Source organism: Bradyrhizobium sp. AUGA SZCCT0182, assembly GCF_018130185.1.
Taxonomy (GTDB): Bacteria; Pseudomonadota; Alphaproteobacteria; order Rhizobiales; family Xanthobacteraceae; genus Bradyrhizobium.
The window spans coordinates 96694-116213 of record NZ_JAFCLY010000028.1; the positions used below are offsets into that span (position 1 = coordinate 96694).

18 protein-coding genes and 2 pseudogenes are annotated in these 19520 nt (G+C 57.0%); 7 read left to right on the forward strand and 13 right to left on the reverse strand.

Annotated elements, in window-relative coordinates; all coding sequences use genetic code 11:
* Positions 1-240: 240 nt before the first annotated feature.
* The gene (locus JQ611_RS26600) at positions 241-1839 is read right to left on the reverse strand and encodes an FAD-binding oxidoreductase (RefSeq protein ID WP_212467079.1); all 1599 of its coding nucleotides are present in this window, start codon (positions 1837-1839) and stop codon (positions 241-243) included.
* A 56-nt stretch (positions 1840-1895) separates the two neighbouring features.
* Positions 1896-2627 (reverse strand): protein-L-isoaspartate(D-aspartate) O-methyltransferase, encoded by a 732-nt coding sequence (locus tag JQ611_RS26605; protein ID WP_212467059.1) that lies wholly within the window; start codon positions 2625-2627, stop codon positions 1896-1898.
* Between the two features lie 766 nt (positions 2628-3393).
* Here JQ611_RS26605 and JQ611_RS26610 point away from each other — a divergent pair.
* Both JQ611_RS26610 and JQ611_RS26615 read left to right on the forward strand, forming a co-directional pair.
* Positions 3394-4242 (forward strand): ABC transporter substrate-binding protein, encoded by an 849-nt coding sequence (locus JQ611_RS26610; protein WP_212467060.1) that lies wholly within the window; start codon positions 3394-3396, stop codon positions 4240-4242.
* 278 nt (positions 4243-4520) lie between these two features.
* Positions 4521-5501 (forward strand): ABC transporter substrate-binding protein, encoded by a 981-nt coding sequence (locus JQ611_RS26615; RefSeq protein WP_212467061.1) that lies wholly within the window; start codon positions 4521-4523, stop codon positions 5499-5501.
* An 88-nt stretch (positions 5502-5589) separates the two neighbouring features.
* On the opposite strand, the pseudogene JQ611_RS26620 reads toward JQ611_RS26615, so the two are convergent.
* From JQ611_RS26620 to JQ611_RS26630, 3 genes and pseudogenes are all read right to left on the reverse strand, one after another.
* Positions 5590-7019: pseudogene (locus JQ611_RS26620) on the reverse strand (IS1182 family transposase).
* A 192-nt stretch (positions 7020-7211) separates the two neighbouring features.
* Complete coding sequence (locus JQ611_RS26625; RefSeq protein WP_212467062.1) at positions 7212-8210, reverse strand: ABC transporter substrate-binding protein; 999 nt, start codon at positions 8208-8210, stop codon at positions 7212-7214.
* 195 nt (positions 8211-8405) lie between these two features.
* Positions 8406-9413, reverse strand: coding sequence for an ABC transporter substrate-binding protein (locus tag JQ611_RS26630; RefSeq protein ID WP_212467063.1), 1008 nt, complete (start codon positions 9411-9413; stop codon positions 8406-8408).
* Positions 9414-9503: 90 nt separating this feature from the next.
* Between JQ611_RS26630 and JQ611_RS42760 the strand changes: the two genes are divergently transcribed.
* On the forward strand, positions 9504-9974 hold the full coding sequence (locus tag JQ611_RS42760) for a septal ring lytic transglycosylase RlpA family protein (RefSeq protein ID WP_312012184.1): 471 nt from the start codon (positions 9504-9506) through the stop codon (positions 9972-9974).
* A 365-nt stretch (positions 9975-10339) separates the two neighbouring features.
* On the opposite strand, the gene JQ611_RS26640 is transcribed toward JQ611_RS42760, so the two are convergent.
* Both JQ611_RS26640 and JQ611_RS26645 read right to left on the reverse strand, forming a co-directional pair.
* Positions 10340-10825 (reverse strand): hypothetical protein, encoded by a 486-nt coding sequence (locus JQ611_RS26640; RefSeq protein ID WP_212467064.1) that lies wholly within the window; start codon positions 10823-10825, stop codon positions 10340-10342.
* Positions 10822-11169: a hypothetical protein gene (locus JQ611_RS26645; RefSeq protein ID WP_212467065.1), complete on the reverse strand. Its 348-nt coding sequence runs from the start codon at positions 11167-11169 to the stop codon at positions 10822-10824. Before JQ611_RS26645 ends, JQ611_RS26640 begins: the two co-directional genes overlap by 4 nt.
* A gap of 206 nt (positions 11170-11375) precedes the next feature.
* Between JQ611_RS26645 and JQ611_RS42560 the strand changes: the two genes are divergently transcribed.
* The gene (locus JQ611_RS42560) at positions 11376-11501 is read left to right on the forward strand and encodes a hypothetical protein (protein WP_283816778.1); all 126 of its coding nucleotides are present in this window, start codon (positions 11376-11378) and stop codon (positions 11499-11501) included.
* Positions 11502-12314: 813 nt separating this feature from the next.
* Here JQ611_RS42560 and JQ611_RS26650 read toward each other — a convergent pair.
* The 4 genes and pseudogenes from JQ611_RS26650 to JQ611_RS26665 all read right to left on the reverse strand — a co-directional run bounded on the left by JQ611_RS26650 (position 12315) and on the right by JQ611_RS26665 (position 15791).
* Positions 12315-13376, reverse strand: a complete 1062-nt coding sequence (locus JQ611_RS26650) for a hypothetical protein (RefSeq protein ID WP_212467066.1) — start codon at positions 13374-13376, stop codon at positions 12315-12317.
* Positions 13377-13384: 8 nt separating this feature from the next.
* Positions 13385-13497 (reverse strand): annotated as a pseudogene (locus tag JQ611_RS41895) (SOS response-associated peptidase); the annotation flags it as partial.
* Between the two features lie 436 nt (positions 13498-13933).
* Positions 13934-14548: an RES family NAD+ phosphorylase gene (locus JQ611_RS26655; protein ID WP_212467067.1), complete on the reverse strand. Its 615-nt coding sequence runs from the start codon at positions 14546-14548 to the stop codon at positions 13934-13936.
* A 532-nt stretch (positions 14549-15080) separates the two neighbouring features.
* Positions 15081-15791 carry a hypothetical protein gene (locus JQ611_RS26665; protein ID WP_212467069.1) on the reverse strand — a complete coding sequence of 237 codons (711 nt, stop codon included), beginning with the start codon at positions 15789-15791 and terminating at the stop codon, positions 15081-15083.
* Between the two features lie 146 nt (positions 15792-15937).
* Here JQ611_RS26665 and JQ611_RS26670 point away from each other — a divergent pair, with 146 nt between their 5' ends.
* Both JQ611_RS26670 and JQ611_RS26675 read left to right on the forward strand, forming a co-directional pair.
* On the forward strand, positions 15938-16858 hold the full coding sequence (locus JQ611_RS26670) for a hypothetical protein (protein ID WP_212467070.1): 921 nt from the start codon (positions 15938-15940) through the stop codon (positions 16856-16858).
* Between the two features lie 73 nt (positions 16859-16931).
* Complete coding sequence (locus tag JQ611_RS26675; RefSeq protein ID WP_212467071.1) at positions 16932-17249, forward strand: hypothetical protein; 318 nt, start codon at positions 16932-16934, stop codon at positions 17247-17249.
* A 413-nt stretch (positions 17250-17662) separates the two neighbouring features.
* Here JQ611_RS26675 and JQ611_RS26680 read toward each other — a convergent pair whose 3' ends face one another.
* On the reverse strand, positions 17663-18253 hold the full coding sequence (locus JQ611_RS26680) for a thermonuclease family protein (RefSeq protein WP_212467072.1): 591 nt from the start codon (positions 18251-18253) through the stop codon (positions 17663-17665).
* A 166-nt stretch (positions 18254-18419) separates the two neighbouring features.
* On the opposite strand from JQ611_RS26680, the gene JQ611_RS26685 reads away from it, so the two are divergent.
* Positions 18420-18605 (forward strand): hypothetical protein, encoded by a 186-nt coding sequence (locus JQ611_RS26685; RefSeq protein ID WP_212467073.1) that lies wholly within the window; start codon positions 18420-18422, stop codon positions 18603-18605.
* A gap of 165 nt (positions 18606-18770) precedes the next feature.
* Here the strand turns inward: JQ611_RS26685 and JQ611_RS26690 are convergent.
* The coding region (locus JQ611_RS26690) for a hypothetical protein (RefSeq protein ID WP_212467074.1) at positions 18771-19520 on the reverse strand (750 nt) is incomplete at its 5' end.

Consider the following 19520-nt stretch of genomic DNA (forward strand, 5'->3'; position numbering starts at 1 on the left):
CCTGCGCGCCAGCACGAACAAACTGCGACACGCGCGGCTGCAAGCCTTTATCAAGAAGCCTGTCGGCTTTGGGTCAATCGCGTCATTCTGGTCGTCGGCCGACCACTTCCTGCCTTCCCCCGGAACATCGTCAGGGTCGGTCGCCTTGTCTCAAAGGTGCCCACAACGGACTCGTGCACCGCAGCAAATGGCACAATTATTCACGCTCGCGGCCAAACCCCGTTGGCGCGTCGATCAGCCCTACGGATCGATGAGCACTCCCGGGTTGAGCACGCCTTGCGGATCGAGTTCTCTTTTTGCTGCCCGAAACGCGGCCGCAAAAAGCCCCGGGCGCTGACGATCGTACCAAGGCCGATGATCACGGCCAACAGCGTGATGATGCGTGATAGTACCACCCGCCTCAATCAGCGCATCGCTGGCCGCATTCTTGATCGCCTGCCACTGCTCCAGAAGAGCACCGTGGCGGCCGAGTGCGTGGAAAGAGAAATACGGTGCGGGCCCGTCCGGATAGACATGGGTGAAGCGGCATGTGACCTCGCCTTTTACGCCAGTCGCTTGGAGGATCGCACGCTTCGTCGCCGCCTTCACTTCGTCGTGGAAACTTTCGAACCGATCCCAGGTGATAGCGGTCTCAAAGGTGTCGTTGATGAGACCGGCCGGCGTCAGAAACTCGCGCGCATAGGGCATACGAATAAATGCGTTGCGCCAGATTCCTGCCGCGCCTTCGAGATGTGCATCGCCGGCCTTTGCGACCTCCGGCGTCCCGCCATGGTCGGCGCAGCATTCGAGCGCGCGTGCCATCCGGGGGTCCGGTGAATGGTCGCCGGATTCAAAGCCCAGCACCATGATCGCGACGCTGCCGTCGGCGGCGCCGGTGTTGAATGCTTCTTGCGCGTCAAGGATGCGGCAGTTCGATGGATAGAGGCCGGCCTGTGCGACGGCGCGCAGCGCGCGTGCCGCACCGAAGAACGAATGGAAACGAACCGATGCGCCGGCACGGAATTTCGGGCGTGGCTGCAATCGCATCCAGGCGCGCGAAATCACCCCGAGCGTGCCTTCCGAGCCGATGAACATGCGGTCGGGACTCGGTCCGGCACCCGATCCAGGCAAGCGGCGCGTTTCCAGCACGCCGCGCGGGGTTACGACGCGCAGGCTTTCGACGAAATCGTCAATATGTGTGTAGAGACTAGCGAAATGGCCGCCCGATCGCGTCGCGATCCAGCCGCCAAGGGTTGAATATTCGAAACTCTGTGGAAAATGCCGCAACGTGAGGCCATGCGGCTTAAGCTGGCTCTCCAGCCATGGACCATAGGCACCACCTTCGATCAGTGCGGCGCGCGATATCTGATCCACCTCGACAACCTTACCGAGATTGCGGAGGTCAAGTGTGATCGCCGCCTTATAGCGAAGCCCGTCGACTCGCGGCTCGACACCGCCGCAGACGCTCGATCCGCCCCCGAACGGCGTCAGCGAGGCGCTGGCACCACCGGCCCAATCCATCACAGCGGAAATCTCTGCTTCGTTGCGTGGATAGGCGACCACGTCGGGCGCGCTGTCGTAGTCGCCGAGCATGGCTCGCACGTAGTCTGGATAGGATTTGCCATAGGCGTGCGCGACGCGATCGTAGCGTTCGCTCGTGCAGAAAGTGGCAAGTGAGGCCGGCGGCGCCACGCGCGGCGCGCGCAGCGCCAGGTCCTCGAGATGCGGGACAGCTTTTGTCTCAAATGCATCGCGTGCAAATTTTGCGCGGTAACGGCCGAGCACAAAGGCCTGCTCCTTAGCAGTCATGCCTTCGTCTTCACGGCCCCAGCCGTAATGTTTTAGCCTCGCACCGCTCATGGCTTCCTCCCTCTTATTTCTAACTGTGATTTTGGAGATAGCCGCCATACCGGCTTTTAATCATGTGAACGCGTAAAGGGCACAAAGCGCACGAGAGCGACGGCGCGCGTTGTCGTCTTGTCAGCGGCAGTTTTTTCGACGACCGTGAGGTGCTGAGTGGTGTAAGCGGGCCCCACCGGCATGACGAGCCGACCACCTACTTTAAGCTGCTCAATCAGCGGCGGTGGTGGCTGCCCCAGCGCGGCGGTCACGACGATGGCGTCAAAAGGACCGCATTCGGGCCAGCCACCATAACCGTCGCCAAGCCTGACGCTTACGTTGTCATACGCGAGGTCTCTTAGTGTTTTCGCGGCGGCCTCGGCCAATGCCGGGATAATCTCGATTGTGCAGACCTTTCGCGCCAGGTGCGCAAGGATGGCGGCCTGATAGCCCGAACCCGTACCGACTTCGAGCACAACATGATCCGGAGCGATCCGGGCTAACTGGGTCATCAAGGTGACGATGAGCGGCTGCGATATGGTCTGGCCGAGGCCGATCGGAATCGGCCTGTCCGCGTATGCGATGGAGCAAGATCGTTCAGGGATGAACAGGTGGCGTTTCGTTTGCCCCATGGCCTCAAGGACCCTCTCCGACAGGGCCTGCTGTCCCAAAGCACTGGTGTCGGACCGGGCGTAGGCCCGGATGGTTTCGACCATGGCGGCGCGTTCGCGGACACATTCGGCGTCCTGTGCGGTCGCTTCCCGCGCGACGGCAACCACGGAAAGCACGAGCAGCAGCAAGTTCCTCATGATGGTGCGGTCTCCAGTCGGTCCACGATTCGCGTCGACCGCTTGAGGGCAACGAGTGGATTCGACCGATCAGCCGTTAAGCGAAAACACGGCGTCCAGCGACTGACCGTAATTCGGCACGCCTTGATACCATGACTGCATCTGGCCGGTAATTGCCGCGGAAATGGCCTGTGAACTTTATCGAATGTCTCTTGTTAGCACTTCAGCTACGCTCAGGCCATCACGCTAGTTGTTGCTCCGGCTGGCGAGCGGCCCAATGCTCTTGACCGGGATTCCCCACCTAATGTCCGTTGCGGGTCATGCGCGTCGTTTTGCCGGTCTGGCCATGACTTCCGGTCCTCCCCCGGAAACGGACATCGTCACGGCCGGTCGGCACATGTGTCAGCCCCGAACAGACTCATGCACCGCAACAAATGCGTTAATCACTTCGTCGGCGCGGTTCCTTCGACAACCTAGCCGAAAGCCGGCGAAACCTCCAATCGACCGAATCTTCCACCGGCGACAACCTAACCCGAGTTTGCCGATTGCATGATCTTGAAGCGAATTAGTCCCCGACGCGGGCTGGACGTGATAGCGTTCGACATATTGGACCGAGCCTTGGGGGTAACCCTTGAGACGACGCCAACTCCTCATCCGTCTCGGCTATGCGGCGGCGTCACCTATCCTCTTGGCGCTCGCTCCCCGACGAGTCGCTCGAGCACAGGCGACTTCGAGCGCAACTCGGAAGATAGGCGTCGTAACGCTCGGAGTGTCGCAGTCCTCGCCTATGTTTAAGGCTTTCATCACCGGACTGCGGGAACTCGGCTACGAGCCGGGGAAGAACATCGTCCTCGAATTTCGTTATGCCGAGGGACAACCTGATAGATTGCCCGAACTTTTGAATGAAGTCCTGGCGCAGAACGTTGACATCATTGTCGTAGAGAGCATCGCGGCAGCGGTATTGGCGAAGAAGGCTTCGCAGACAATTCCAATAGTTGTGGCCATTGCCTCTGACCCGGTCGGAGCGGGTGTGTTCGCAAGCTTTGCTAGGCCGGGCGGCAATGCCACTGGCCTTTCGCTACAATCGGAGGAGATCACCGCCAAGCGGATTCAACTCATAACTGACGTCGTGCCTGGAGTGGCGTCAATGGCCATCCTCTACAACCCGAACCGGGCAACAATTGAGACGAACATTAAAGAGACCGAAGTTGCCGCACGCAAAAGGGGAGTTAAGGTTCGGTTCATTCCGGTAGGAACGCCTAACAATTTGCCCATGGCATTGGAGCAAATGGCCAGTGAGTCGCCGGAAGTAGTCATGACGCTTCCGGACGGAATGCTCCTAAGCCTGGCCAAACCCATCGGTGCGTTCACGGTCAACCGCCGCCTTCCGGGCATTTTTCCGGAGCGCGATTTCGTCGAGGCCGGCGGCTTAATGGCCTACGGTCCTAGTTTAGTAGCGCACTTTCACAGAGCAGCCACATATGTCGATAAAATTCTAAAGGGAGCAAAGCCTGCCGATCTTCCGGCCGAGCAGCCGACGCGCTTTGAGCTCGTCCTCAATTTGAAATCGGCGAAGTCACTTGGTCTCACTTTCTCATCTTCTATTACCATCCTCGCTGACGAGATCATCGAATAACCGTCAGCTATCGTAAAAGCACTTTCCACGCCGATCATTGCGTCGAGGGTGGGTATGCGAGGAAGCGGGGGTCGGGAGAAGCGGCGGCGCCAAGGAACCCTGAACCACGGCGACTTCCGGTCTACATCGGTGAACGGACTGTCTCAAAAGTGCCACGAAGCGACATAACGCATGTGGGCCCAGCATCGTCGCGCCAACGCAAATGGTTTACAATACCCCACCGGTGGCGCGTGCTATCGTTCGAACATCAGAAACCGACCCCGGCCTTGGGTGACAGCATGAGGCGGCGCAAGTTCATTAGCCTTTTCGGCAGCGCAGCGGCGATATGGTCGATGCCGGTACACGCGCAGCAAGTGCCTCCCGTCGTCATCGGGGTTCTGCATGCCAGTTCCGAGCAGGCGAGTTCCAGGCAACTCGGCGCGTTCAAGGCTGCCCTGCAGCAGCTTGGTTACGTTGACGGAAGCAACATTCGCTTCGTATACCGTTTTGCCGAGGGTTTCCTTGTCCGCCTGCCGGAGCTAGCAGCCGAGTTGGTCCAGTTGAATCCACGTCTCATCGTCACCGCGCCGTTGCCAGCCAACCTGGCGGCTCGCAACGCTACCAGCACGATCCCGATTGTGATGGCGGACGGCGCCGATCCAGTTGGTTTTGGCTTAGTACAGAGTCTTTCTCATCCCGGCGGCAACGTGACTGGGCTCACAAATTTCGCCGAAGATCTGGCAGCGAAGCAGCTGGATATTGTGCGGGAATTATTGCCGCATCTAGCGCGCGTTGCCGTTCTCATCAATATCACAAACCCGTTGCACGTGCCGCAATGGCGCCAGATACAGTCCGCAGCAACGCGTGCCACGATCACCCTGACACCGTTCGAAATCCGTAGCCCCGAGCAGTTCCAGGAGGCCTTTACTGCATTTACGCAGGCCCAAGCCGAGGCACTGCTCGTTCCGCCAGACATTACATTTAATACCTATGGCCGGCGCATCGCTGAGTTGGCGACCACTGCGCGACTGCCGGCGATCTTTTTCAGGCGCGAGTTGGCCGAGGACGGCGGTCTGATGAGCTATGGCCCCAATCTGCTCGAGAACTATCGCCGCGCGGCTTTTTTTGTAGACAAAATTCTGAAGGGCGCAAAACCTGGGGACCTTCCTGTGGAGCGATCGACAAAGTTTGAATTGGTCATAAACTTGAAAACCGCGAAGGCGCTCGGCCTTGAGATACCGCAGCCGCTGCTCACTCGCGCCGAGGACGTGATCGAGTGATGCGGTTCGGCCGGCGTCCGCTCCGGGTCTTGGTCGTGTAAAAACGCCCTTCTAAGGAAGTCGGTGAGAAGCCAGGACCGGTTCGGTCTCAGGCCGCGATCGCAGTCATCAGCGGCTTGGTCCCGACGATGTTCATGACCCGTGTCAGGTTATAGGCGAGGACCGAGAGTGCCATCTCCGCGGCTACTTTTGGAAGCGTTTTGGTAAGGAAGTGTGTCGCTCCCATGCGGGCCTTCATCGTGCCGAACGGATGCTCGACCGTCTCGCGACGCAGGCGCATGGCTTGTGGGTTTGCATCAAGGCGCTGCTGCGCAGCTTCGAGCAGATGCTCGTGCTCCCATCGTGGAATCCGCCGCTCTGGCCCTGTCGTGCACTGCGATTTAAGCGAACATTCTTGACAGGCTGTGGTCCAGTAGCGCCGTAGCCGCTTGCCGTCCTCCTCGCTCGTAAAGCGATATGGCAGTTGCTCCCCGGCTGGACAGCGATAGGCGTCCTTCTCTGGCAAATAGACAAAGTCCTGCTTGCCGAAGCGGCCATCTGACTTGGCACCCGACGTCTGCGGCTTGGGCAGTGTCACCGCGATGCCGGCCTCGTAACACGCGAGGATCTCCAGGCTGCTGAAGTAGCCGCGATCGGAAACCGCCTCGAGCGTCTCGGTCTGGAGAACTGCCTTGGCTTGCTTGGCCAGTTGAGCCCGATCTGAGCCGTTGTTCGTTACCTCATGCGTCACAATCAGATTATGCTCGGTATCCACGGCGACCTACACGTTGTAGCCGACGACGCCGGAACCGCGCCCGCTCGTCGCCATCGAACGGCTGTCGGGATCGGTCAGTGAGATTTGTTGGTCGGGCGAAGCAAGCATCTGCTTCTCGTAAACGACAAGCTTGGCCATTTCCTCCTTCAGCTTCGTCAGTTTCTCGGTAAGCCTCGTTACCTTCGCGGCCAGTGCCTCCGTCGGCTCTTGCCGGTCGGCGTGTCAAGTTGGCTCAGATAGCGCGCGACGCTGTCCTCCAGCTGGACACGCCGCCGTTCCACCTTCGCCCGCGTGAAGTTCTTGTCCCGGTTCTTCACGGCCTTGAACTTGCTGCCATCGATGGCGACACTCGCCGTCGCGAGGAGGCCCATCTCGCGGCAGAGTTCGACGAAGCGCGCACATACCTTGCGAAGCGCCAGGCCATTGTCTTTGCGGAAGTCTGCGATTGTCTTGTGATCAGGTGCGAGCCGACCCAGCAGCCACATGACTTCGACATTGCGCCCGGCCTCGCGTTCGAGCCGCCGGCTCGACTGCACCCGGTTTAGATAGCCGTAGATGTACAGCTTCAGGAGAACCGAGGGATGGTACGACGGTCGCCCGGTCGCTGCCGGTTCCACCCCTTCGAAGTTCATCTCGGCCAAATCGAGGGTATCGACAAACACGTCGATCACGCGAACAGGGTTGCTCTCGTCAATGAAATCATCGAGGCATTCCGGCAATAGCGTCCATTGCCCACGATCCGCCTGCTCAACGAAGCGCCGCATCAGCTTCCCCCGCAGAATCACGAGAGAATCATAGCAAAGCAGCGACGTTTTCACACAGCCAGGGTCATTCGCGTCACTTTGACAGCGCGCCGCGAACTTCCGCTCTTCCCCGATCAGCGGACATCGCCGATCAGGTGCGTCAGGTCCGAAAAGTGCCATCAACGGACTCATGCACCGCAGCAAATAGGATGGCTATTCGATCACCTCGTCGGCGCGAGCAACCAGCGTTGGCGGGACTGTCAATTCCATTGACTTGGCCGCCTTCGCATTGATTGCAAGATAGAATTTGGTCGGTACCTCAACAGGCAGATCGGCTGGGCTGGTACCGGCCAAAATACGGTCTGTGTAGCGTGCGAGCGAACGATAGAGCTCACGCACGTCGGGCCCGTACGTCATCAGCAATCCCTTTTGAGCGAACGGAGCCCAGCCAGAGACCGATGGTAGCTTGGCCTCTATCGCGAGCTGGGCAAGGCGTTCGATAACTTCGTACATTGCGGAATCGGGGAAGACCACCAGTGCATCGCAGCGATCCCGAACGATACCTTGAAACACGTTTTCGAGGTCGCTCAGATCGCGGGCCGGAAGCGATGGCGATTCATACGGAAAATACGAGGAGTCGATCCCGAGCTTCTTTACCACCGCTTCTGTAGCTTGCCGCTCCAGGTGTACGCCGGGATGTTGAGGCCGGGCAAGAATGGCAATGCGTCGCATTTGCGGTAGCCATTCCTTCAGTAGCTCAATGCGCTTGCCAACAAGTTCAATGGCCAGATAGCTCATGCCGGTGAAATTGCCGCCCGGCCGAGGCCAGCTTTGCACGAGTTTGCCGTCGACGGGATCGCCGCTGAAACCAAATACTACGGGCTTTTTGGTCTGCGTCCCCAGCATTGCGATCGCCATCAGTTCTTGCGTCACTATGACGTCGGGATTGGACGCGAGCACCTGGCGTGCCACCGCTTGCATGTCGTCCCGACCGGTTGCCCAAAACGCGCTGATCGTCAGATTGCGGCCTTCAATTCGACCTAACTGGCGTAAACCTTCACGCAACGAATCCAGATACGGAGACGGCTCGTCGGCCCGTCCGAGCCCCAGCCAGGCGATGTGCCGCATTCGATCGCCCGGTTGCGCCTGTGCGATGAGAGGCCAGGCAGCTACCGCGCTGCCAAAGAGACCGATGAACTCGCGCCTCAGCATGTTACCTCCTTGAAGACTCTATTTGCGCAAAGCCTAGCATCTTGCAAAGGCAAGCAGCGCGAGAAAATAGCGGCCGATCAAATTTACTCAGATGTCCGCTTCTGTCATCTGGCAGCGTGCTGCTCAATTCCGCTGACACTCAACGGGGCGCTGCGCAATAACTGAAGAAAAGTGCCACAAGTCGAATAGCAATGGCTATTCAATGATCCTGTCGGCCAGCAAGATGAACGCTTCAGGGATCGTCAGATCAAATGCCTTCGCGGTCTTAAGATTGATGTGCAGCTCGAAGCGTGTCGGCTGCTGCACGGGCAAATCGCTTGTCTTCTCACCCTTGAGGACCCTGGCCACGTAGGTGGCCGACTGCCGAATCATGTCGGCCGTGTTCGGCCCATAGGACAGAAGCCCGCCCAACTGCACCCACTCGCCCCAGCCTCCAACCAGCGGCAAACGATTTTTTGTCGCGAAATCGACGATGCGCCTAATGTTGAGCGCGGTGTGCCGGGAGGACACAACGTAGAGCCCGTCGATCCTGGCTTCGGCGGCAGCGGTCAGTGCTCGATCGAGATCGGCGGAGCCGCGCACCGGAACCGGATGGATTTCGACACCCAAAGCGACGGCAGAGCGTTGCGCAATGGGCTCCTCATTGTCCGCGTGCGTTGGGTCGCGAAGAAATCCGACCCGGGAAATGCGCGGGACAGCTGCTTTGAAGAGTTGGATGCGTTTGGCGGCGAGTTCGTCCGACAGAAGTGTCACCCCCGTCGCGTTGCCTCCTGGCTTGGCCAAGCTCACCGCAAGGCTCATTGCAACGGGATCGGCGCTGCTAGAATATATGATAGGTATCGTCTGAGTTGCCTTTGCGATCCACGGCGTAACATCTCCGCCCGACGCAAACAGCACGTCGGGTTTAAGCTGGACTAAATCAGCGGCGAGTCCGGGAAGCCTCTCCGGCTTCCCCTCCGCAGAGCGAAATTCATAGGTAATATTCTCGCCGTCGATGTAACCCAGCTCGCGCATGCTCCTCAGGAATGCTTGAATGCTCGGATCGCGGTCCGGCGTGCCGTAGACCAACACGCCGACACGCGGCCGCTGCGTCATTTGCTGCGCTGCAAGCGATGAGGGCCATATCACCCCGGTACCGGCGACGGCCGCAAGAACATCGCGTCGTCTCATCATGATGCTGCTTCTATGTTGATCGACGACCATAACCCAGCCGTCTTATCTCAAAGCCGCTTCTATGTCGAATAACACAATCCCTGGACATCCATTCCGGGTGAGCCGAGCCACCTAAGAGCGTTGTGCCTACATGTAGATTTTGCTTCAGCACAGACCTTCATTGATCGATGGTCTATCATTCCAAAAGCGCACGCAGAACCGGCACCCGAGCCACCGGACCAGACTAGGCAAAATCCGCTAGAGCAACCTCCGACTGGAGAAGAGGTTACTCCTCGTCCGGAAGATCGATCAGCCCCTCGATCTTCAAACCGCGTTTTTTCCGGAAAAGCCTCTTACTATTCATATCCGACAGGAAAAACAGCGAGTGGTGCTCCATTCATGCGGCATTCACTGACCGCTGCCCACCGCAACCTACCGTTCGGCACAAGAGTTCGTGTAACTGATCTTGCGAGCAGCAAGTCGGTAATAGTTCGTATCAACGACCGAGGACCTTGGGTTCGCGGCCGCGTCCTCGACCTTTCGCTCGGCGCTGCGCGCAGTTTAGGAATTACGGACCGTGGCGTGGCCCAGGTTCGCGCTGAGGTACTTTAGCTTGTGTCTAAGGGTCTCTCGGAAGTCGAGCGACGAAATCGCGGCATCCCAGCATGGCGCTACGGTCTGCCACGATCGGTCAATTAGGCAGGGTCGCGGACGGCCGCTCAATCATCGCCTCGACAAATTGACGCAAGCCATCCATAGCCTGCTGCGCCAGGCCTCCCAGTTCGACGCGTATTTGCGCAAGGTCGCCTGCCACGAAAACTGGCTAGTGTTGCCCGTGTGCTTTTGTCTGAGTTCATGGCACGCCTCAGTCCAGATCGTACGAAGCGGTAGTCGGTTGCGAGCCATGATCACCAAGCGGTGCATCAAGACATAGCTGCGCGGATGCGACAAAAAGGCGAGAAGCCGAACGCTGGTCCTTATCGCAGGATCGCAGGTCGTATCTCAATGTTTCGCATGGCTGTTCCGGCAATTTCCCCCTTGCAAGTTATCAAATCGTTTTCTCGCAGTGAAAGCACGTACCGCTTGATCGCGTCACTAGCTTTCACATAGCAGAATGTCCCCACGATGTCGGGGCGGGATTTAGTTTGAATGACGATAAATCCATTCCGTTCGGAGACATTATAGACGGGCAACTTCCACTCGACGATCTTGCCTTTGATCGCGCGTTCCTTTTCATCTCGCTGAATTTGCGTTGCTGGCGAAAGAAAAGAAAAAGTCTCCGCGATATCCCCTGTGGGAGCTAGGCTGGAGACCGGCGCGGAAGCGAGCTTCACATCAGATACACCGGTGGATTTTCCCGTATCGTTTTGCTTAGGGACGATTGTGTAAACGACCACAGCGAAGACGGGTAGACCGATCAGGACCACCACGCACCAAAAGAAAATTTCAAATGCTCGCTTCAAGTTGACGGAGCGGCAGCTCGACCGCCGCCGATCACGGCTAGCACTCCGCCAACAAAAGCCAATAGCATGAATACTGCGACGAGAGTGCCGCCTAGTATCGCGCCAGCGATTGACGCGATCACCAACAGCATTCCTGGGATACGGCTGTTAGAGCCCATTGCTACAGCGCCGAGGATAATGACGATGAACGAAAAGGCGACACCGCCCCAGCCAAGACCGACGACCATTTGGGCATTGTCTGCTTTAACGGCTGAGCCCACGCCACCAACCAGCAATGTTAATCCGGCCGCAAAAATTCCGAAAATTCCAGCAATAAGTGCAATTATCCCGCCAGCCTTACGCATGTCGTCCCCCAAGTCTCGTAACCCAAGTAGGCTTGCATGGTAAAAGCGATGCAACCTGGTTCCTATCCGTGCTTTTGCGGGTCTTTGTGCATTGTCGACGCGGCAGAGAGAGGCCAAATGGAGGGGCCTCCCTTGTGCCGCGCCCCTAAGCGTTAACCCTCAACCTGTGGCGGTGTGGTAATGCTACAATTGGCGGTGGCGGCGGCATGCCCCATCGCATCATGGCCAGCTCGCGCCCGGCGTCCTACTGCACCGGGATGGGAAGGCTCAAGCTCGCCTTGGTGCCGATGCGTAAGCCGGTCGGCCGCGTGTTCGATCAGGTGTTTCGGTAAGAAATCCGGATGCGTCTGCGGAGTAATGGTTGCGGGCTGCGCAGATTTGAGGGCGCTTGACCCTCGCGCGCCGGATCGCGCGGGGAGGGACTATTCCGGCGCATCCGAGTTTTTTTCCGAGATTCCACCAGAGCAGCCGGGCCGGATCAAGACAGCCGCGCTGTCAAAACTTTGAGTAGGAGCCGCCAAAGCGCTCGCCCGGCTGGCGTGATTCCCATGCTGCAATCCGGCAAGGCGATGGGCGGCGTGTTTAGCTTCAGCCGAGGATAGCAGGCCGCCTTAGCCACGAGCGCCGCCGTTCCTGCGCCCGGCAAACTGGGCGGCAGACTCGGATTGATAACCGTTGCCAGTCAGCTTGACGCCCAGCGGTAACGTTGATCGGTTAGGTTAAGAGGCAAGTTTCGTTGTGCTATAGCCACTACCCGTTATCATTGCGCGATTGGTTTCAACTTTTGATTTGATGATTGATCGCGATGAAAAGACCGCTTGAAGTTTCGAGTGAGGTTGTTTGCCCGGCCTGCGATGGCGCGGGCGTTCAGAAGGTCAAACAGCCAACGCAACCAAATCGCAGAATATTTCCACCGAGATGCACGGAATGTCTCGGTAAAGGTCGAATAAAGAAACCCGCCGCACCGTGAGCTAGCCGTCGATTACGCTGCCTCGTCCGATGAGACCGTCGGTAAATGTGCCTTGGATCAAAGAGAGGATCAGCGCTGCCGAACGTGGCAATGGTTATCCCGATCATGCGGGGATGCGGGCCGCGCGGTCCTCTTTATCAGCGCCGCGCGCCCAAGGGCGTCATCGGGCAACGGATCAATAGGCAACAAAAGCAATGTCTCCGCCGTCGCCAGATGAGCGGCGATTTAGTGTAGCATAGCCGCTACCAGATGCTGTGAAGTGAACATGCAAACGACGCGTGACAGCCTCCTGGACCAGCCAATATTTCAGAACGCGATCTCCGCCCGCACGAACGTTAAATATTGTACTTAGTTCCGTGGTGACATCGTGGAACACAATGTAATCGACCTTCAAGTTGGTGGAGATCGGCGGTAACTGGTCTTTGTTGACCAGCATGTGTTCGACCATTTCTTTGTAACCAAGTCCGGTGTTTATTCCGAACCTACTGGTAAATCCGCTATAGCCGCCGGTCAGGTTGTTGCAGACAAACAATGTGTCAAAACGTGCGCACGTAACTACCACGTTGAGACCGTCATTCGAGAGCTGATCGGCTAATTGTCCTCGGAGGATTACATGCATCGTATCTGGGGTCCATTGCAGTCCACTCTTACTCACTGAACAACCAGCAACGAGACCGCCGATACCATGCGACTCCATCAAATTGAAAAAAATGGCAAGGCGCTGCGTAATGCATATTGTGCCGACAACGCGGTCCGTTATGCTAGCCTGGGGCGGCATGTTCTGGACGAATGAACGAATGTATTCTCTGTTCTCTGCGGGGAGACTGCCAATGCAGGCGGTTGTTGCCTCATCGCCCACATTGTTCAGCGGACCGTACTTTACCAAATGTGGCCCAGCCGAATCGTGATAAACGAAGAGGGCTTCCAGCCGTCCTCCAGTGTGTGAACTCATCCACGCGACATCGAACGCTTCTCGTGGAGACAGAAAGCGAGAACTCTGCACGTAGTTGGCAAAAATGCCGTTGATCGGGGAAACGTCTCCCGCAAATGTTGCGGCCGTGTCTTGATGCCTAAATATTTTCAGGGCGGATTCTTCGACATTGCCTATAGAACTCGTGGGCTGCTTTTCTCCGAATGAACTGTAGTCGTTTCTTAAGGCTCGCGGCCCAACGGTGACAGCCGAATCGGCGGTGAGATAAACCGCGTCGGAATCCGTCCAGCCGATACATAACGTCATGTCCGCCTCCGGTTGACTGGCGCGGGATAATCAGGAAACAACCCGGCATCGGCGGCAGGTTGCCGACGTAACGGTTGATCACGCGGAAAAGCGCGCTGATAGCTTCATGGTCGGTGATAATTGCACATGCAAGCCGCGCGTCAAAACGCGGGCTTGATCCTAGTTCGTCTTCAAACCACTCCGCTTCCGCATGTAATAGCCCTGTCTTTAGCCTGCGCGCCATTCGCTTGATGACCTGTATCTCTATCGGCTTCGCTCCCAGCGGCGCTGGTGCCGATACTAGCTACTATGAACCAATCGCCAGCACGCGTTTCGCGGCTTCACTGAGCTGGAGGTTCGCTCACTTTGGACGCGAACTGATCGATAATGAGGGTCACGTCCCTCGGTCCAACCAACCGCGGTGATCATCGGCAGGTTAGCAAAAGCTTTGGAAGTAGATTCCCGTGAAGGACTTGGAAGGGTGTCCCCGCCGCGCTCGCATCGTCGAAGCTTGGGAGTATGGCCGCCGCCCGCCACGAACCGGATTGGATGAACCCAGCGGACCGCCGCGCCGGGCGCTAAGCCAACACTTCGTGTTGAACGGTTGTGCCGTCGAACGTGAAGCGAACAGTCGCTCTTATGCTGGCATTAGAAATCGTTGGTTCCGAAAATATAGGCACGCAAATGCCGCTACATCGCGCGGATGTGGCATACAAGGCATCTTTGCCGTCGTCACGAGCCGCCGACGCTAACCTCTGGCAAAACGGATAACCTGCATCAGAGGGGCTGACCAAGTCTGGATGGGTTGCCTCGTGACCAGCAACTGTTAGAGCTTCGCCCGCAAACGTGACGTACAGGAATTGATAGAAACGTCGCTCGGATGTCGTGAGCGAATGTCCCAAATGGTATTTTATTTCTGCCAAGCAAGTCGGTTCATCAAGCGCAGTATAGAAGGCTGGGAAATGAATCGTGTTAAAGCGCTGGGCCGGGATAGGCGTTCGCGTAAAGGTAAAACGAATGGCGTCCGCTGGAGTAATAACTACGCCAATTCCCTTCAGCGTTGCTTCCACTTCATCAAGGTCTTCAGGTGGAATGCCGCGCGAAATCAGAATGGCTTCCAGCGCCTTCGATGGCAGTGACATCAAACGAGCTACTTCGATATTTTTCGATTCGCTCGCAAAGGCGCTGAGCACTCAAAGTCCTCGCTCGGTGGAAACAAGGTCATTGACCCGCATCATACTGGGCATTCTACCATCCAACATAAAGTCTAATGGTGCGACTTGTCCAAGAGCGGAATGGGGCCTTGAAAGCCAATCAAGCTCTGCGCCCACAGAGTCATTGTAGATTGCCGACAAGCCAATGCTGATGCTCAACACGTATCCAGTTCGGTCGAGCGCATCCTGCGACGGACGCACGCGCCCCATCAATATCGGCTGCGCTGCAAGCTCATTGCCAGGATAACCGAGTAAAATAACTTGCTTGCGAGAATCCAGCCTCCAGCGTTCGCACGTTCGAACGAAGCCCTCAATTGCGCCCCTGCGAACTCGCGGATTCGCTATCGGCGGGGCTGCTTGATCGATTGAAACCAAGCGAGATAAGCCCAAGGCGGTATTACCAAGCTGGGCATTTGTCGTCAGTAAATTCCCAGCCAAAGCGGATGCGCGCTCTTGAAGGGGATACGCTTGGCCCTGCTGCGATCTAGGCCGGGGCGCAAATGGTATGACCTCATTGTTGAGGGGCAACGTCGATCTCCAAGTCAAGCGCTTTCAGGCAACGCTGCGTCAGCTGTTGGATGAAGGCGGCCTTTTCCAAGTACGATGTAGAAGGATCGGGCTTCAACATTGTCGCATTTATCGCTCCAAATATTGCCGTGGATGTCAGGTTACTAGGTTCAACCTCAACCTTGCATTTCCATTGCCCGTCATCGGAGTTAGCATAAAATATTGGTGCGCAGACGAATTGCGCAGGCAGATCACTAAACGTGCTGGCCAATGCCGGAATTTCAAAAGGCTCAAAAAATTCACTTACGCTTTCCTGCGATCCCAGGTCGAGATGCGACATGTCCTGCACCTCGACCCGCCCCAATGCCAGTTCGGGAAAGGCAGCTGGGAAGCGGTCATGGATTGTTCCCATGATCTCATAGACAAGCGTTAACTCGCTCGCCGTAAAATTTGGAAATTCGAAAGCAAGCCGATCCGCAAAAAGAGTCACGGTGGAAGGTCCACCATAGATATTATAGCGCGCCCGTACCTCGCTTAGTTGAGTGCTAGGGTTCGCGCTAAGCTCAGCAGTTTGGATGTTCAACCGCTCGCCCAGCAATTCATACAGGGTCTTAAAGAATCGCGTGGGAAGCTCGCGCCACTCTAGCGCGACGCCTTTGAAGTACTGCTGCACGTACAGGGACTCGCGCAACACCTTGTATCTAAAATTTGCCACGCCGCCGCTCGCTGGTTGTTAGTTTGATTTAATCGCACTCTCGGGCTGAGCACAAGCCATTCGGTCAGGGAAGCGGAGGCCATAAACGCCCGGTAGCATATCGGCTGCACTCAGCTAGACTAACGGCTTTGGGATGCGGAGGCGTCGTGCAAGAGGTCAATCTCCAGAAGCTGATCGGAGCGGTGGTGCTGCTTGGAAATGTTCGAGCGGCTCTCATCATGGACGTTTCCGGCTTTGCCGAACTGTTCAAGCCGGAGCCGACTCCAGAGCCCGAAAAGCAGTCAAAGTTATGGTGGCCTCTTCGTGCTCCAGCTCCTTATAAATCTCCGTCGCGTCTACAGGAGGCGAGCGTCAAAATTCAAACAGCAGCAGCGGAGCATAAGCAACAGGTCCGAGAGTCGATCAAAAGCGCGTTGAATGAACTGATTCCGCACCTTGAAGAGTTTGAGCTAACCGTCACACTGGCACAGGCGAAGAGATTCATACGTCGCGTCGATCAAGGGGAGGTCCCAGCGGGAAGCGAAGTAGCAGAGTTGACCGCACGCTTTTTCGATGAGCTTCACGAGAGGAAGTTTATTGGTTTGAGTAGGGAATTGAGCGCGTTTTACAAAACGCAACAGTTCCCACAAGACGTCCGTCTGAAGTTTCCCTCGACCGTGGTGGATATTGATGAAGCGATGAATTGTCTCGCATTGGAGCGCAGCACCGCCAGCGTCTTTCATTTTATGAGGGTGTTGGAAGTGGCCGTGAGGGCGACGGCATCTTGTCTTGGCGTCCCGAATCCCACAAGAGGGTCAGACAAAAACTGGGGCGTCATGCTGAACGCAATCAAAAACGGCATGAACACAAAGTGGCCGACGGCAACTGATAAGATGCAGCCAGATGCAAAGGTGTTCGAGAATCTTTTGGCATCGTTGGAGGCGGTTAAGAATCCTTGGCGAAACGCGACCATGCATGTTGAGAACACATACACGATGGCTGAGGCGCAACGAATCCGCCATGCGGTTGAAGGCTTGATGATTACGATGGCAAGCCGATTCGACGAAAACGGCGATCCAAAAGTCTGAAGCACCAAATTCATAAGCCGATTTGCTGTAGGCCTTGGTGGTCATAGTTGCTGCGAGAGAAGGAGATTTGGCGATGGTCAGCGGAATGTCCCAACGAAAAGCGCTGAATGACACGGCGCTTGGCACGGCAAATTGGCTCGTTAATTGGGGCAAGACCCTAAAGGCGGAAATGGAAAAGCAAGGTATTCCGCGCCATGCAACGCGAACACCGATTGTCGGCGCAAACCCATGGCAGCAAATCACCGGCGGCGGTTACACGACTGACGACAAAGAGACGATAACGTTCACTCGCGGTCAGATTCGGCAGCTGCTGAACGAAATGGCGCAACGTGTCGAAAAACTTCGGCGCTTTGAAAAGCCCATCGGCGGCGGTCACAAAGCCGACGACTGAACGTCACCTACCGCTCACGCCCCTTTCGTAGTCGATGACCTCGCCCCAGTTCGGACGAGGATCAACCCAACCGACACTGCCGCACTTCGTACATTTCAGATGCGCCAGTATGTCGGCCCATTGCCAGTCGGGCAGGTCGTCAAGATTCATGCCAGCAACGCGGGCGCTGATCGCCGACAGGCGGGCCAACGCAATAGATCAAGATGGACTTGAACCCAGCAGCCTTTGCGGTCATTGGCGTGCCGTCCGGCCAGTATCGGAGTCGCGAGTTTGGTTTTCGACGCCATGGCATGGCGCATCAAAGCAAAGCCTGGTCGGACTCGCGAATCACACCATCTCTTGTGACCGGAACGGCATCGCACCGCGACCGGCGGCGGGTGTGGATATGTCGGCGGGAGAATCGGAAGTCTGAATCAACACCAAGGGCGGGGCAGCGCTGGACAGCTAGTCGCTCCGCACACGAACCGAACTGCCAACCCCTCGCCGATCAGAGTTGATCCAACGTCTACGCCATTGACCCGGAGCGTTCCGCAGCGGCGTCCAAAGTTGCACGCATTAGTGCCCTCCGTTCCCGCCGGACAAGAGCAAGCGACTTGCTGGAAATCTGGACGACCGCCGCTGACAAGTTCGCGAAGCCGCCGCTGGGCTGCTTCGCCCTTTTGACGTTCTGTCTCGCATCGCGCGCGGGTGCCTGTTTCGGGCGCGTTGAAGCCTACTAAGCGGACGTTCGATCCACCGTCGCCAAGACCAATAGTATCCCCATCGACGACATAGACCGAAACTGAAGCAGGCGCAGAAACCGATTTGGTTGGGCTCGCTATCTTCAGGTCATTGGAAAACTTCGGCCAAGCTAGGGCGGCTACTAAACCGATCAGAACGCAAAGGACGATCAAGCCAGAAAGATAGCGCGAGCCGCGCGGCTTCGATTTGAAACTATCGATCATCTTAAACCGCTTCGGGTCGGCCCATTTGGTTTGGCGGAATTTGTGGACGTTGTCGGGCATGGCCCCATCATCTTAGCGTTCACGCGGTAAGGCGCCACTGACCTTGACCGACGTTAGGACGGCGTTGACTACGTTCGTCGGCTGTCGGCTTTCATTTTAATCAAATCGGAACGAAGCGCTTTAGAGTGCCTTGACCCAGTGCCGCAGCGGTCGGGGGAATCGTACAATGAATATCCTAGCAGCGTTGAGCCGGATCGCCTCCCGGCCGGAAAGGCCAACCTCGCGCGCCCGCCCGTTCGACGATGGTCTTGTCGAACTCGCCCGATTGATCGCGCGCGAAGTGCCTGCCGGGGACGCTGAAGCCTCGTCAACCGCCCCCAGCGCCAACCCGCCGCAGAGCGAACGCAGATAGCGCTCAACGGCCGAATAGGCAGATTGGCCCCGAGGGCGCTACCTGCCCCCCACCTACCCCGCCTGATTTTTGAGGGCGCACGCCCTACGCGCAAGAATTCATGTGCCTCCCGATTTAAAATCGTGGACATCGATTGATGTCTTACAGCTCACGTTGGCTTGATAATTAGCATCGCTTGTCCGAAGCAATTCGGCGAGTGAGTGTATGCACCAGCTCGACTAGATCGCTCAGCTTCTTGTCCTCCTCCTCGTGCGAAAACGGCGATATCAATATCCCGTGCATCACCGAGTTGCGTATTTCGTTCCAGGCCGAAAACTGAGCTGGCGTAATTATCGCCTTCGCTTTGAGGCTCCGAAGGTTGTTTTTGGTTGTTTCCTTTTCGAAGTTAAAATTGTGTACAGCTGTGACTGCCGTTCCCTTTAGGCGCACAGGAGCCGTTGAGTTCTCAATCACCTTAACAAGGGCGGCCTTTTCGACCTTCTCAGCATTTTTGTCTCGCATGGTCATCGGCTTCACCGGTCTCAGCAGCTTGGTCAAACCCTCGCTTGCGCTTGCTAGAGTTAGAGCCATCACCCAACGCGACGCCAATGCAACTTGGCCCAACTCATCATAAAAGCGAGTTATGGGGTGTGGCTCGAAATTGGGATGACCACGGTCATCCCGCGCGAGCACAATCAAATTGAGAAATCGGCTGTACCATTCAAAGAAATCGCCCCACTTTGCATCATCTCCCCAGTGCCAAAACGCAGACCAAACCGCGTTCTTCACCTGCGGCACGGTCGAGACAAACACTATCGAACGATCGCCCAAGTTTCGGGCATGGAGGCGCGGCATAGCTGGTTGACCGAACAAAATTCGAAGCGGTTCGACCAACCAAGCCTCTGTGAATGTTGGCGGTAGCTGTTCTGAGTGAGA

Bases quoted from the DNA above. Each gene is read 5' to 3' on its own strand.
- JQ611_RS26610 (WP_212467060.1), top strand. From the start codon at position 3,394: ATGTTTAAGGCTTTCATCACCGGACTGCGGGAACTCGGCTACGAGCCG.
- JQ611_RS26685 (WP_212467073.1), top strand. From the start codon at position 18,420: ATGAATATCCTAGCAGCGTTGAGCCGGATCGCCTCCCGGCCGGAAAGG.
- JQ611_RS42560 (WP_283816778.1), top strand. From the start codon at position 11,376: ATGCCCCATCGCATCATGGCCAGCTCGCGCCCGGCGTCCTACTGCACC.
- JQ611_RS26630 (WP_212467063.1), bottom strand. From the start codon at position 9,413: ATGGTCGTCGATCAACATAGAAGCAGCATCATGATGAGACGACGCGAT.
- JQ611_RS26625 (WP_212467062.1), bottom strand. From the start codon at position 8,210: ATGCTGAGGCGCGAGTTCATCGGTCTCTTTGGCAGCGCGGTAGCTGCC.
- JQ611_RS26675 (WP_212467071.1), top strand. From the start codon at position 16,932: ATGGTCAGCGGAATGTCCCAACGAAAAGCGCTGAATGACACGGCGCTT.
- JQ611_RS26680 (WP_212467072.1), bottom strand. From the start codon at position 18,253: ATGCCCGACAACGTCCACAAATTCCGCCAAACCAAATGGGCCGACCCG.
- JQ611_RS26600 (WP_212467079.1), bottom strand. From the start codon at position 1,839: ATGAGCGGTGCGAGGCTAAAACATTACGGCTGGGGCCGTGAAGACGAA.
- JQ611_RS26645 (WP_212467065.1), bottom strand. From the start codon at position 11,169: ATGCGTAAGGCTGGCGGGATAATTGCACTTATTGCTGGAATTTTCGGA.
- JQ611_RS26615 (WP_212467061.1), top strand. From the start codon at position 4,521: ATGAGGCGGCGCAAGTTCATTAGCCTTTTCGGCAGCGCAGCGGCGATA.
- JQ611_RS26650 (WP_212467066.1), bottom strand. From the start codon at position 13,376: ATGACGTTATGTATCGGCTGGACGGATTCCGACGCGGTTTATCTCACC.
- JQ611_RS26605 (WP_212467059.1), bottom strand. From the start codon at position 2,627: ATGAGGAACTTGCTGCTGCTCGTGCTTTCCGTGGTTGCCGTCGCGCGG.